This window comes from Fusobacterium sp. FSA-380-WT-3A (genome assembly GCF_012843705.1).
In the GTDB taxonomy this organism is placed as follows: Bacteria; Fusobacteriota; Fusobacteriia; order Fusobacteriales; family Fusobacteriaceae; genus Fusobacterium_B.
In genome coordinates, this window is sequence record NZ_JABAFQ010000002.1 from 224,320 (window position 1) to 237,538 (window position 13,219).

At 24.2% G+C, this 13,219-nt stretch carries 12 protein-coding genes; 1 reads left to right on the forward strand and 11 read right to left on the reverse strand.

Annotated features, from left to right (window positions below):
* Positions 1–11: 11 nt before the first annotated feature.
* From HF862_RS02985 to HF862_RS03000, 4 genes are read right to left on the reverse strand one after another with little or no spacing between them, the layout of a single operon-like run.
* A complete protein-coding gene (locus HF862_RS02985) occupies positions 12–1,532 on the reverse strand; it encodes a hypothetical protein (RefSeq protein WP_170186435.1) in 1,521 nt (506 codons plus the stop codon).
* Complete coding sequence (gene ybeY, locus HF862_RS02990; protein ID WP_170186436.1) at positions 1,533–2,003, reverse strand: rRNA maturation RNase YbeY; 471 nt, start codon at positions 2,001–2,003, stop codon at positions 1,533–1,535.
* Complete coding sequence (locus HF862_RS02995) at positions 2,003–4,123, reverse strand: HD family phosphohydrolase (RefSeq protein WP_170186437.1); 2,121 nt, start codon at positions 4,121–4,123, stop codon at positions 2,003–2,005. Before HF862_RS02995 ends, ybeY begins: the two co-directional genes overlap by 1 nt.
* A gap of 13 nt (positions 4,124–4,136) precedes the next feature.
* Positions 4,137–6,629 (reverse strand): helicase C-terminal domain-containing protein, encoded by a 2,493-nt coding sequence (locus HF862_RS03000; RefSeq protein ID WP_170186438.1) that lies wholly within the window; start codon positions 6,627–6,629, stop codon positions 4,137–4,139.
* 228 nt (positions 6,630–6,857) lie between these two features.
* On the opposite strand from HF862_RS03000, the gene rpsT reads away from it, so the two are divergent.
* Positions 6,858–7,118: a 30S ribosomal protein S20 gene (gene rpsT / locus HF862_RS03005; RefSeq protein WP_170186439.1), complete on the forward strand. Its 261-nt coding sequence runs from the start codon at positions 6,858–6,860 to the stop codon at positions 7,116–7,118.
* A 76-nt stretch (positions 7,119–7,194) separates the two neighbouring features.
* Here rpsT and HF862_RS03010 read toward each other — a convergent pair whose 3' ends face one another.
* The 7 genes from HF862_RS03010 to HF862_RS03040 all read right to left on the reverse strand — a co-directional run bounded on the left by HF862_RS03010 (position 7,195) and on the right by HF862_RS03040 (position 13,210).
* Positions 7,195–7,929, reverse strand: coding sequence for a DUF368 domain-containing protein (locus HF862_RS03010; protein WP_240934763.1), 735 nt, complete (start codon positions 7,927–7,929; stop codon positions 7,195–7,197).
* Between the two features lie 4 nt (positions 7,930–7,933).
* The gene (locus HF862_RS03015) at positions 7,934–8,815 is read right to left on the reverse strand and encodes an RluA family pseudouridine synthase (protein ID WP_170186440.1); all 882 of its coding nucleotides are present in this window, start codon (positions 8,813–8,815) and stop codon (positions 7,934–7,936) included.
* 2 nt (positions 8,816–8,817) lie between these two features.
* Positions 8,818–9,255 (reverse strand): dUTP diphosphatase, encoded by a 438-nt coding sequence (dut, locus tag HF862_RS03020; RefSeq protein ID WP_027127744.1) that lies wholly within the window; start codon positions 9,253–9,255, stop codon positions 8,818–8,820.
* A complete protein-coding gene (locus HF862_RS03025; protein WP_170186476.1) occupies positions 9,255–10,451 on the reverse strand; it encodes a pitrilysin family protein in 1,197 nt (398 codons plus the stop codon). Before HF862_RS03025 ends, dut begins: the two co-directional genes overlap by 1 nt.
* A gap of 65 nt (positions 10,452–10,516) precedes the next feature.
* Positions 10,517–11,590 carry an LptF/LptG family permease gene (locus HF862_RS03030; RefSeq protein ID WP_170186441.1) on the reverse strand — a complete coding sequence of 358 codons (1,074 nt, stop codon included), beginning with the start codon at positions 11,588–11,590 and terminating at the stop codon, positions 10,517–10,519.
* On the reverse strand, positions 11,590–12,666 hold the full coding sequence (locus HF862_RS03035; protein ID WP_170186442.1) for an LptF/LptG family permease: 1,077 nt from the start codon (positions 12,664–12,666) through the stop codon (positions 11,590–11,592). The genes HF862_RS03030 and HF862_RS03035 overlap by 1 nt, the downstream gene beginning before the upstream one ends.
* 4 nt (positions 12,667–12,670) lie before the next feature.
* On the reverse strand, positions 12,671–13,210 hold the full coding sequence (locus HF862_RS03040; RefSeq protein WP_170186443.1) for a CvpA family protein: 540 nt from the start codon (positions 13,208–13,210) through the stop codon (positions 12,671–12,673).
* Between the last annotated feature and the right edge of the window lie 9 nt (positions 13,211–13,219).

Here is a 13,219-nt window from a genome sequence, read left to right on the forward strand (position 1 = left end):
TTACTCACCTTTTATCTTTCCGAATAAATATCCTTAAATACTATTAAATCATAAATATCTTTTGGGATATATGGACTAGATAATTTTTTTATAACTTTTTTCCAAATTCTATTTAAATCTTCTTGAGATATTTTTCTGAAAAATTCAATAATTTTTTCTTTGTATAAAATATTATCAGTATTATTTCTTAATCCTTTTTGTAGTTCTAATAAAAATTTTTCAAAATTTTCAAAAGGTTTTTCTTTTAATAAAAAATATTCTCCTAAAAATTCTCTACTAAAACTTTTTTCTAAATATATTATTTTCCTTATAACACTAGCTATATATTCCTCTGATATTTTTTGGGTAAAAACTCCTTTTTTATCAAGTAACGGTATAAATACATCTTCAAAATGATATTCTTGTATAGATTTATTGAAAAATAAAAGATTACTCAAAATTCTATTTTTAGAAATATCCTTTTTTAAAAAATTTAAATCTACCTGATAAGTAGTTCCAAAATGTAAAAATAATGAACCTACAAAATCTTTAGAATGGCAAAAATTTATTATTTTTCCATTAAAAATTTTATTTTCACTCAACTTATTTATAAATTCTTTTGCTTCCCTTAATATTATATATAAATCATCTCTTAAAAACAACTTTTCTAGTATTCTTTCATTTAATAATATTTGTCTTCTTCTCATAAGAGGAATCTTTTTCAAAACTCTATTTAAATTAGTTTGTTTTATAAGTTCATGAAAAAAATCTTGATTTAATTCAAAGTTTAATTGAAATTTTTCAGTTACCAAAACTGTTCTATTATCTTTAATAATTTTCAATCTTTTTAGTTCTTTCATGATGAAAGTAATATAATCTTCTTCAAATTCTTTTAAAACTTTTATCTCTTTTTCTGATAACTTACAATTTTTTAAAATTTTGTCATATTCTATAAAATCTTCTATTCCAATTATTCCCTCTCTTTTTATCCCTACAGAATTCCAAGTACATACATAAGGACAAATACTATATTTTTTATAACTCATTATAGCTACAAATTGAGATATGCCTCCACCAAGAGAATGCCCTGTAATACTTATATTTTCAAAAGGAATATTATCTTTTAAAAGATTTTCAAATACTTCCAATCCTTCCCAAAATTGTAAAGGCTTTTTTCCTAATCCAATAACTAAATCTGTATCTATAAAATCTTTATAAGCTTCTTCAAAAGGATAAGTTTCACTTCCCCTATAGGATATAACATATTTATCTTCCTTTTGAAAAATTACAGCAAAAAATCCTGAACCAGATTTTCTATTTCGAGTTCTGTCATCAACTTTATAAATTTTCCATTCATTTATTTCTTTATCAAAAAAACTTTTATTCTTTCCTTTTATATCACTTCTTACAATATTTAAACTAGAAGAAAGAGAAAATGTTTCTATTTCCTCTAATAAATCTTTTATGTATTTTCCTTGAGATTTTTCTGTAAAATTATAATAGGAAAGAATACTTAGAAATAGATATTCTCTTGATGTCTCCAATTTTATCACCTACTTTATATCTCTAGTATACCCATATCCTTCCAATATCTCTTCTTCTTTTGCTCTCATTATCTTTTTATCTTCTTCCTCTATATGGTCATATCCCATCAAATGTAAAAGTCCATGAGTTAATACATAATAAAACTCTCTTTTAAAAGAGTGACCATAATCTTTTCTCTGCTCTTCCACCCTTTCTAAAGAAATTATTATATCCCCTAAACTATCATATAACCCATTATCTGCTTCTTCATTATCATGATATGCAAAAGATATTACATCTGTAGGAATATCCTTCCCTCTAAAATCTCTATTAACCTGTTGAATTTCTTCATTTCCTGTTAATAATATTGATACATAAACCTCTTTATCACTTTCATACTCTTTATTTAAAATTTCTATTACATACTTTTCTACATCTTCATATACAATTTCATTTTCAAATCCTTCAATATCCATTCCTAAATCTAAATTTATTTTCATTATTTTTCCTCCAATTTTTCTTCAATTTCTCTCTCTTTTTCTTGATCAGGATATTTTATTCTTACATGATGTATTCCCATAATTGTTTTTGTAAAAACTTTTATTATAGTATCTATTTCTCTAAAAGTTAAATCAGCATCAACTAATTGTCCATCATCTATCTTATTAAAAACTATTTTCCTTATCATCTCTTCTATATTATTGTATGTTTTATTTTCAATACTTCTTACAGCTGCTTCTATTGAATCAGCCAACATAATTATAGCTGATTCTTTTGTTTTAGGTTTAGGACCAGAATATCTAAAATCATCCTCTCTTACATTTTCATCTAAATTTTTTGCTTTATTATAAAAATAGGCTAAAAAAGTTGTTCCATGGTGTTCTAGCATTATATCTCTTATCTCTTTTGGAATTTGGTATTTTTTAGCTAATTCAAATCCATCTTTAGGATGAGCAAGAATTACTAAAGCACTTAAAAATGGAGAAATTTTATCATGAGGATTTTCTCCCCCCTCTTGATTCTCTACATAAAATTTAGGTCTTTTCATTTTTCCTATATCATGATAATAACTTGCTACCCTTGTAAATATTGGGTCAGCTCCTATAGCTTCTGCTGCAGCCTCTGATACAGCAGCAACCATCATTGAATGATAAAAAGTTCCTGGGGTTTTTACTGATAAATTTTTCAAAAGTGGATTTGATAAATCACCTAATTCTAATAATTTAAAAGATGATAATATATTAAATGTTCTCTCTAAATAAGGAACTAAAGCCAAAGTCAATACTCCAGAAAATACTCCAGATAAAATAATTTTAGCTGAATCTAATATAAGTTCTTGGGATACTCCTATGGTTAAAAAGGAGATTGAAAAATAAATTACTACTTTAACTATTGATAGCTGTATTCCTAAATTTATAAATTGTACTCTGGTTTTAGCACTTTGTAAAAATCTTGTTGCAAATAATATTGTAAGTAATGTAACAGTTGTATAAACTAAATCATAATTTATCATTGGTAACATAAAAATTAATAATCCAATTCCTAAATAAAAAGCATACACTGAATTTACAAGTATTTGTAAAAGAAAGAATCCTGATTCAAAAGGAATTAAATATAAATAATCTCTTTCACTAAATCTAAATGTTAAAAATAAAAGAGAACATATTAAAAAAGTAGCTCTATATATATTTTTATTAAGAAGTTCTTTTTTAAATTTACTTATTAATGTATTATAAAATATAGTAGAAATCGCTGTTAAATATAATAAATTTACAATAGTTCTAGCTATATTCTCTATAGGAGAATGAATTCCTATTGCATTCAACATTTTTAATTTTTCTGGTGTTAATATATCACCTTTTTTTAATATTAAATCCCCTGCTTTAATCACTACATATTGTTCTTTAATACTTGCTACTTTTTCTCTTATTCCTTCTTTTGTCCCTTTTTCATCATAAATATAATTTGGAACAACAAATTTATCTAATATTTTTAAATCTAAATTATTTAATTTATCTCCATAATATTTCTCTTTATCTTCAGAATCAGATAAAATAGAAAGTAAAGTTTCTCCTTCTTTTATTCCTTGATAATATATTTTATTCAAGACAAGTTCTAATTTCTTTTTCTGAATTTCAATATCTTTTATTGATTCCTTTTTTATTTCATTAACTAAATTTTCAGAGATATTTATCTTATATTTTTGATTAAAATTTTCAAAATTAAAATCTTTATTTTTACTTTTTTTAATTATTATTATTTCATCATAAAAATCTTTTATTCCTTGAATATAATTTTTACTTATTTCAGGAATATAAATATATTTTTTTTCTGAACTATCAATAATTTTTTTTATAATTTCATCTCTTTTGAAATTATCTTTATATCTTATACTTTTAGGAGCATATATATTTTCTTTAATAATTGCTCCATTTATATAATTTTTTTCTTCTAAAACTTGTCCAAACTGTGCACTAGCTACAACTAATACTAAAAATATCAGAAGATACAATACTCTATCTTTCATTTGTTCCACACTAGTGTACTCTCTAATTTCATCCCTATTTTCTTTTTCTAAATCAAACCGAAGACGAAATCCTAAAAAATTTATTTTTTTCATTTCTTTCCTCCATTTATTTAAGGATATCAACAATATCTATTCTTGATATATTTTTTGTAGGAATACTTTCTAAAAAGTATTTTCCATAAAATTTAGTTATTACTCTATTGTCTAAAATAACAATAATTCCTCTATCTTCTTTACTCCTTATAAGTCTTCCTATTCCTTGTTTAAATTTTATAATTGATTCTGGAATCTGATATTCCAAAAATGAATTTTTTCCTTGTTGTTCAAAAGTTTCAATTATAGCTTCTGTAACAGGGTCACTTGGTACTTTAAAAGGTAATTTTACAATTATTACAGAACTCAACTGATCACCTTTTACATCTACTCCCTCCCAAAAAGAGTCTGTTCCAAAAAGTACTGGAGCTTCACTTTTCTTAAAAATATCAACTAATTTAGTTCTTGGAAACATTCCTTGAATAAATAAATTTATTCCATTCTCTTCTAAATCATCTTTCATTGAATAATAAACATAATTTAGCATCTTATAAGAAGTAAACAGTACAAATGTTCTTCCTTTATTTTTTAATATAAAACTTTTTAAAACTTCTTGAATAGAGTCTACAAAATCTCTATCATTTGGGTCTGGTAATCCTCTAGGTATGTATACCTTCATTTGTTTATCATAATCAAAAGGTGATTTTATTATTTTTTCATAAGTTTCTTCATGGAGTCCAATAGAATTCTTGAAATATTCAAAATTCTTCGCTACTGATAATGTTGCTGAAGTAAAAATTATTTGTTTTAAATTTTCATAAAGTGTTTCTGATAATTCATTATCAACTTTTAAAGGAGTAGCAACTAGCTTTGAATTATTTTTTTTCTCATTTACTTCTATCCAGTAGATAAAACTTTCATCTTCAAACCTATTTATAAACTGAAAATTTTCAAAGAATGTTTCTACTCTTTCTATATATTTTATAAACTCATTTATTTTTCCACTTGAATCTTCTATCTCATTTAATCTATCTTTCAATCTTTTAGTAGTTCTTAAATATTTTAAAAATGTTAAAGTAAAATTTTGCTTAAATTCTTCCATAAGTTTTATAAAGTTATTCATTGCAATATCATCTTTTTTTATTCTTATTGCAATATTTCCACTTTGTCCTTTTGAGAAGATTTCTATTATTCTTTCAAAATATTTTACTCCATATTGAAATAACTCTATATGCTCATTAATAAAATTTTTCCTTATTATCTCTTCAATTTCATTACTGTATTCTGAAAAATTAGATTTAATAATTGAAATAATTTCTTCTATCTGTCCTGTTATTTTTATATTTTTTGTGTTTTCATCAAATAATTTTATTTCATTTATTTCGTTTTCATCTCTTAATTTACTAACATTCAATATTTTATTCATTGCCTTTACAAATGAATATCTTGATATTTCATAGGAAAAATAATCTCTTGCTACTTTTTCTATATTATGTGCTTCATCAAAAACTACCATTCCATATTCAGGTAATATAGAAAAATCATTATTGAATCCAATTTCTTTTTTTATTGCTAAATCAGAGAAAAATATATGGTGATTCGCTATTAATATATCAGCTCTCTTTTTCTCATCTCTTGCCTTAAAGAAAAAACACTCATCTCTATGAGGACAACCAGAAAAACACAAATCAGTTTCACTTTGAAATAATTCCCAAATACTATAATCTGGTTCTATATTTAGTTCTGATTTATCTCCTGTTTTTGTTCCTCTTCCCCAAATCAGAAGCTCTTTAATTTGATTTTTTTGTTCTTGAGAAATATCTTTCATCTCTTTTAATTTTTTTTCTATATTATAATATTTTCTATTACATAAATAATTTCCTCTTCCTTTTACAAGAGTATATTTAAATTTTTTCTCCATTATCTTTTGTAACATAGGAATATCTTTTTTTAATAACTGTTCTTGAAGATTAATAGTATTTGTACTTATTATAACTCTTTTTTCATTTGTAATAGCCCATTCTATACTAGGAATTAAATAAGCTAAGGTTTTTCCTGTTCCTGTTCCTGCTTCTACTATAATCTTTTTTTCTTCATTAATTCCTTCTTGAATATGTTTTGCCATAGAAAGTTGTTCTTCTCTATATTCAAATTCTTTAAAATTTTGAGCTATAATTCCTTTTTCTTCAAAATACGGGATTATATCTATTTTTTTCAACTCTTCACTATCAGGTTCTATAACAACATAAATATCATCAACATTATTATTGACAATATAAAATCCTCCATTCATTCTGTTGGCATAAGCTGTAGCAACTTCTATATCATTATCTGATGGATAAATATACCCTGAAGGATGATTATGAATTATAATCTCTTCTCTTTTCATTCTACTAAGAATAGCTGGTACACTGTATTTATTACCTCTAGCAATTACAAAAATTTTAGAAACTTTTTTTTCTTCATCTAAAATTCCTCTAAAAAAAACTTCATTTCCACCAGCTTCTATAATATTATTTTTTATCTCCTCTTGAATTTCTGGAGTTATTCTTAAATTTATATCCATATTTATCCTTTCTTTTGTAATAAATATTTTCCCTATTATATATCATACTATTTTTTTCTAAAAATAGAAACTTTTTTTTTATTTTTTCTTTTCTTTTTTATAAATTTATGCTATAATAATTGAGGTCCATTGTTTTTAATATGTGTCTCTTTTTAGATCTTACCTGTTAAATTAAAAATAATGTTACTATATTTTATTGTTTTTTATAATTTAGGAGGTTTTTTTTAAATGGCAAACAACAAATCAGCTAAAAAGAGAGTAGAATTAAACGAAAGAAACAGAGTTAGAAATCAAGCTATCAAGACTAGAGTTAAAAACGTAGCTAAAAAAGTATTAGCAGCTATCGAAAGTAAAGATAAAGCAGTTGCTTTAGAAGCTTTATCAATTGCTTACAAAGAGTTTGATAAAGCAGTTACTAAAGGTGTTTTAAAGAAAAATACTGTATCTAGAAAGAAAGCTAGATTAGCTGCAAAAGTTAACGCTTTATAATTTGATTAATAACTAAAATAAATCCAGAAACTTAAGTTTCTGGATTCTTTCTTTTTTTTTGTAATATTTTTTATTTTTAAATATTTATTAACAATTCTATTAAAGAGGCTATAACAATTCCAAGTATTACAAATAGAGTTTTACTTCTGTAATTTTGTAAAAAATAATTTATTATTTTTGTAAATATAAGTATTCCTATTCCAACTCCAACTCCAAAATATAAAAGTGGTATTATTTCTATATTCCCAATATAATTTATAACATTTTCATGTTCTCCTAAAGCTAAAAGAAGCAATGAACCTGATATTCCTGGAATTATCATTGCTCCACCAGCCAAAGCTCCACATAAAGCAAGTTTTAATCCATAAGCAATGGTAAAAAACTCCTGTTTAGTAAAAGTATTTCCTTCTAAATTATGTGTAAACATAAAAAATGCTACAACAAATAATAATCCAAAAGCAAAAGATAAAATATTCTTTATATCTTTTATATTTTCACCTTTTATTATAATTGGGATTGATGGTAATACTAATATTACAAAAGCTCCTTTTGTATAAACAGGATAATTTTCATATAAATATCCTATTACATTAGCAAAGAAAAGTATCCCTACTCCACATCCTAATAAAAGTGGAAACATAAATTTTACATATTCCATTTTCTTTTTCATAGAAGCTTGTAAAAAATTAGCAATACATTCTATCAATTTATCATATATTCCAAAAACTACTGCCATAGTTCCACCAGATACTCCTGGAATTACATTAGCTATACCTATTCCTATCCCCTTCAAAAAATTCATAAAAAACATTTCATTACTCCTCTAATTTTTTCTTAAAATAATTTGGTAAATCATTATCTATTTTTATATTATATTTTGGTATTTCACAATAATGAGAATTTAAATAAAGTATACTTTCTCCATCTTTCTCCCCATAACGAGTATCACCTACTATTGGATATCCTAAATTTGAAAGTTGTACTCTTAGTTGATGAGTTCTACCTGTAACTAATTCTCCTTCTAATAAAGTATATTTTTTATTTCTTTTAATAGTTGTAAAATAAGTAATAGCTCTCTTTCCTTCATTATCATCTTTTGTAGTTACTACAACTTTATCTTCTATTTTCTTCAAATAATTTTCTATAATAAATTTATTTTTTTCTATTTTTCCATGAACTAAAATATAATATTTTTTCTTGATATTATCTTCTCTCAACTCTTCTGCTAAAATTCTTGTAGAAATTTTATTTTTAGCTCCTATTACAAGTCCTGAAGTTTTTTTATCTATTCTATTTATAAAATTAAAATCATTTGTTTGATAATAACTTTTAAACATTTCTGATATTCCGTATTCAAAACCACTACCTTTATGCATAACAATATCTTTTTCTTTATTAAATATTATTAAATCTTCATTTTCAAAAATTATATTTTTTTGTAAAAAGTTTTTATCTTTTTCATCAAGAATTAAAAATTTTTCTCGTTTTTCTTCATTTTCTTCTAAATTTCCAATTCCTATAAAAATTTTATCTCCCTCTACCAATCTATAATTTTCTTTTTTCTTTTTGTTATTTACTTTAATTTTTCCAACTCTTAAAGCTTTAAAAATTTCATTTAAAGGAACATCAGATAATTTTTTTCTAAGATATCTATCTAATCTTACTCCTTCATTGTCTTTTTCTATTATATATTTCATATTTATTTTCCAGTATGGCCAAATCCACCTGCTCCTCTTTCAGTTTCAGATAATTCTCCTTCTACTAAATCCATTTGGTAAACTTTTCCAAGAACTAATTGAGCTATTCTCTCTCCTGGATTAATAACAAAATCTTCTCTTCCTATATTAGCCATTATAATTCCAATTTCTCCTCTATAATCAGAATCTATTGTTCCTGGACTATTTACTAAAGTAATTCCATGTTTTAATGCCAACCCACTTCTTGGTCTTACTTGTACCTCATAACCTAATGGTATTTCCATTTTTATTCCTGTAGGAACTAATACCCTATCTAAAGATTTTAATGTAATTGGCTCTTTTATATTAGCTCTTACATCCATTCCAGCTGAACCTTCTGTCATATATACTGGTTTTTCTACACCCTCTTCTAAAATTACTTTAACTATGATTTTTTCCATTAATTTAATTCTCCTTCTTTAATATTTCCTAATATTGTTAACGAATAATATTTTTCATCAAATATTTCTTTTGCTAATTTTTTTATATCTTCAACAGTTATTTTCTCTATTTCACCTAAAATTTCTTCTAAACTTTTTACCTCTCTGTGAAAAAGATATGAATTTGCCATTCTAGTCATTCTTCCTTTACTACTTTCAAGTCCAAATGTTACTCCACTCAAAAATTGATTTTTTATTTTTTGTAATTCTTTTTCACTTATTCCATTATTTTTAATATCTTCAAATTCTTCTTTTATAAGTTCTATAACTGTTTTATAATCTTTTAAAGTAGTTCCAGCATATATAGTTAATATACCTCCCTCTTCAAAAGAAGATGTATAACTATAAACAGAATATGCTAATCCTCTATCTTCTCTTATCTTTTGGAAAAGTCTTGAACTCATATTTCCACCTAAAGTATTAGAAATAATAGCCAATTCATATCTATTTTTATCAAGAGATGACCTACCAATTGTATTAAAACAAAGATGAACTTGATTACTGTCTTTTCTTATTATTGTTTTCGGAGTTTTTATCTTCATTTTACCATTATATTTTCTTGTTTTTTCGATAGATTTTATTTTTCCAATTCCATTATTAAGTTTTTCTAAAATTTCATTTTCAGAAAAGTTTCCTGCAATAGATATAACTAAATTCTCAGGACTATATTGTTCTTTAAAATAATTTAATATTTTTTCTCTATTAAGTCCTTGTACACTTTCAACAGTCCCTAAAATTGTATTACTTTGAGGACCTTCTATAACAAGATTTCCATTTTTATCATGGATTACTTCCTCTGGAATATCTTCATACATATTTATTTCTTCTATCACTACACCCTTTTCTCTTTCAATATTTTCTTCAAGAAAAGTTGAATTTAAAAACATATCTGTTAAAATATCTATTCCGACATCTATTCTATTTGAAAGAAGTTGAATATAATATGTTGTTGTTTCCTTTCCTGTATAAGCATTAATAATACCACCTACATTATCTACTTCTTCAGATATTTCTTTAGCAGTTCTATTAGTAGTTCCTTTAAACATCATATGTTCTATAAAATGTGAGATTCCTTCTTCTCCAATTAATTCATTTTTTGCACCTGTTTTTACAAAAACTCCTAATGACACACTACTTATTCCTTGAATTTTATCCATTAAAACAGGAATTCCATTTTCTAATGAATAAACTTTTATATTATCTTCTGGCACAAATTTTCCTCCTAATACTCAGCTTTTTGAATAAAATAAATACCAACTATCAAAAATATTATATTGGCTATCCATCCACAAATAAAAGGATTCATATATCCATTTTTTCCATAAGCTTCAAATGAAGCATGAACTATATAGTATCCATATCCTAAAAAAATACTTAAAATTACATTCATAGCTGAGGATGACCTTATATACCTACTTCCTAAAGCTAGACCTAAAAATACCACTACAAAACTAGCAAAAGGAAATGAATATCTATTTGCTATTTCCGATATTCCTTCTCTTGTGTCTATTCCTGTATTCTTTAAATTAACCAATTCTTTTTTTAGTTCTTTATTATCTAAAATTTCTGGGTCAACTAATAAAGTAACAAATTTTTCTGGTTCTTCTCTATATTCTTCTGAAGAATAAGTATCTAAATTTTCTTGAGTTCCTAATTGTAAATTATTTATTTTTACTTTTTTTAGTTTCCAAACTTTTTCATTTCTGTCAAAATATCCATTATCAGCAAAAATAACTCTCTCTATTTTATCAAAATTATCACTCATTTCAATTATTTTTACTTTTTTTGCTTTTCCTTCAGTTACATTTAAATAATCTAATAAATATAAATTATTATTTTCATCTCTTATAAATCCATTTCTTTTCTGAGTAGGTAAAAGAGTTGACACTACATCTCCTCTTAATTCTCTCATCTTTTTTTCACCTTTTGGATATAAATATCCATTTACAATGAATACAAATATAGAGATAAAAAAAGATATTATTATTGGAAATAAAACTATTCTTTTAAAACTTATTCCTGATGTTTTTAAAGATATAATCTCTAAATTTCCAGCCATTTTGCTAATAAACATCAATGCTCCAAGAAGAACAGCTAAAGGAGTTACATTAACTATTATTTTAGGTAACATACAAATAATATATAAAACTCCATCTCCCGTTGTAAGCCTTCCATCTCCTACAAGTCTAAAAACCTTAAAAAGTTGACTTAGTATAAATATATTTATAAAAGCTATTAGGCATATAAAAAAAGATTTTATAAAATTTTTACTTACATACATATCTAATTTTTTCATTATACCAACCTAGCCTTTCTATTATATAAAAATAATGTATAAACATATAAAACTATATTTGGAGTCCAAACTCCTAAAAATGGTGATATTATACTTCTATAAGCTAATACCATTCCTATATTCAGTAAAACAATATATAAAAATATTACTATTATTCCTATACCAAAGTTTACTCCTTTTCCTGTTCTAGTATTTCCTATAGAAAGTAAAACTCCTAATATAGCCAAAGCTATAGTAGACATTGGAACAGCAATTTTCCTATTAATTTCTACAATATATGGTAAAATTTCTATTTTATCTCTTGTTTTTATTTCAGATAAAAGTTGTTTTATATTCATTCCTTCTATATCTTTTATTTTTACTTTTATATCTTCAAAATATGATGTAAATGGTACTCTTTTCTTTTCAAAATTTCCTGTTACACTAACATTTCCTTTTTCGTCATGTTTATAGAAATCAGCATCATTTAAAAGTAATGCAGCATCTTCCCAATAAGCTGTTTTTCCTAAAACTAATGTAGGATAGTCTGACTTTTTATCATTTATCATCACTAATACATTTTCAGCATCTTTGGTCTTTTTATTAATTGAATCTATATAAATTTTATATTCTGAAATTCCATCAATTAAAACTCTATCTTTTAATTGAAATACTGGATTTTCATATATCATTTTGTATGTTATTTGTTGTAATTTAATATAAGATCTTGGAATTAAACTCTCTTGTAAAAAGAAAATAAAGATAGTTCCTACAATTCCTATTCCAATAACAGGTTTTAATAATTTATTTAATGATACTCCCATTGAATTTAATGCTGTTATTTCATTATTTCTTGTAAGATTTCCAAATGTTATCATTATTCCTAAAAATATTCCCATTGGTATAGTTTGAGATAATATCATTGGCAAATAAAAAGATATCATTCTAGATACATCTATTATTGATAATCCTCTTACCAAAATACTTTCCATCATAGATACTATCATTTCTATTAAAAATATAAAAGTAAACAGAGTTATTCCAAAAACTATTGACATTTTTGTTTCTTTTAAAATGTAATCATTTATTATCTTCATCTGTTTATTCTCCTATAATTTTATTCATATATTTATCTATTGTTTTATTTGTCTTAATTTCATTTATTTTTTCTTTTAATTCATTTGGAATATAAAAATCTATTTCATCTGTAATTTGTAAAAAATATTCATTAGCTATACTAGACTCTCCTATTTTAGATAGAGTTTTTATTTTTTCTTGCCCTATATTATAAAAAACTAAAAATATTCCACAAATTAGTAAACCTTTTAAAAAACTAATTCCTCCACCTAAAATTCTAAATAAAAATGGAATTTGCTGATTTTTTAAAAATGTATTTAATAAATGTAATAAAATAGCTATTATAATAAATAACCCTAAAAAAGTTATAGCATAAATATAAGTATCATTTTGTTTAGTCAAATATTTTGCTGTTATATGACAAAGTGCTGGAGTTAATTTGTGAGTTATATATAAATTTATTAAAATACCAAAAGTTGATATAAATTCAACAACAAACCCATTATTTATTCCACCTATTATTGACAATCCTAAAATTATTAATACTATTATATCTAAATACATTTTACCTCC

Bases quoted from the DNA above. Each gene is read 5' to 3' on its own strand.
- ybeY (WP_170186436.1), bottom strand. From the start codon at position 2,003: ATGAAAATAAATTTAGATTTAGGAATGGATATTGAAGGATTTGAAAAT.
- HF862_RS03040 (WP_170186443.1), bottom strand. From the start codon at position 13,210: ATGTATTTAGATATAATAGTATTAATAATTTTAGGATTGTCAATAATA.
- rpsT (WP_170186439.1), top strand. From the start codon at position 6,858: ATGGCAAACAACAAATCAGCTAAAAAGAGAGTAGAATTAAACGAAAGA.
- HF862_RS03000 (WP_170186438.1), bottom strand. From the start codon at position 6,629: ATGGATATAAATTTAAGAATAACTCCAGAAATTCAAGAGGAGATAAAA.
- HF862_RS02995 (WP_170186437.1), bottom strand. From the start codon at position 4,123: ATGAAAAAAATAAATTTTTTAGGATTTCGTCTTCGGTTTGATTTAGAA.
- HF862_RS03025 (WP_170186476.1), bottom strand. From the start codon at position 10,451: ATGGATAAAATTCAAGGAATAAGTAGTGTGTCATTAGGAGTTTTTGTA.
- HF862_RS03035 (WP_170186442.1), bottom strand. From the start codon at position 12,666: ATGAAGATAATAAATGATTACATTTTAAAAGAAACAAAAATGTCAATA.
- HF862_RS03015 (WP_170186440.1), bottom strand. From the start codon at position 8,815: ATGAAATATATAATAGAAAAAGACAATGAAGGAGTAAGATTAGATAGA.
- dut (WP_027127744.1), bottom strand. From the start codon at position 9,255: ATGGAAAAAATCATAGTTAAAGTAATTTTAGAAGAGGGTGTAGAAAAA.
- HF862_RS03010 (WP_240934763.1), bottom strand. From the start codon at position 7,929: ATGTTTTTTATGAATTTTTTGAAGGGGATAGGAATAGGTATAGCTAAT.
- HF862_RS03030 (WP_170186441.1), bottom strand. From the start codon at position 11,590: ATGAAAAAATTAGATATGTATGTAAGTAAAAATTTTATAAAATCTTTT.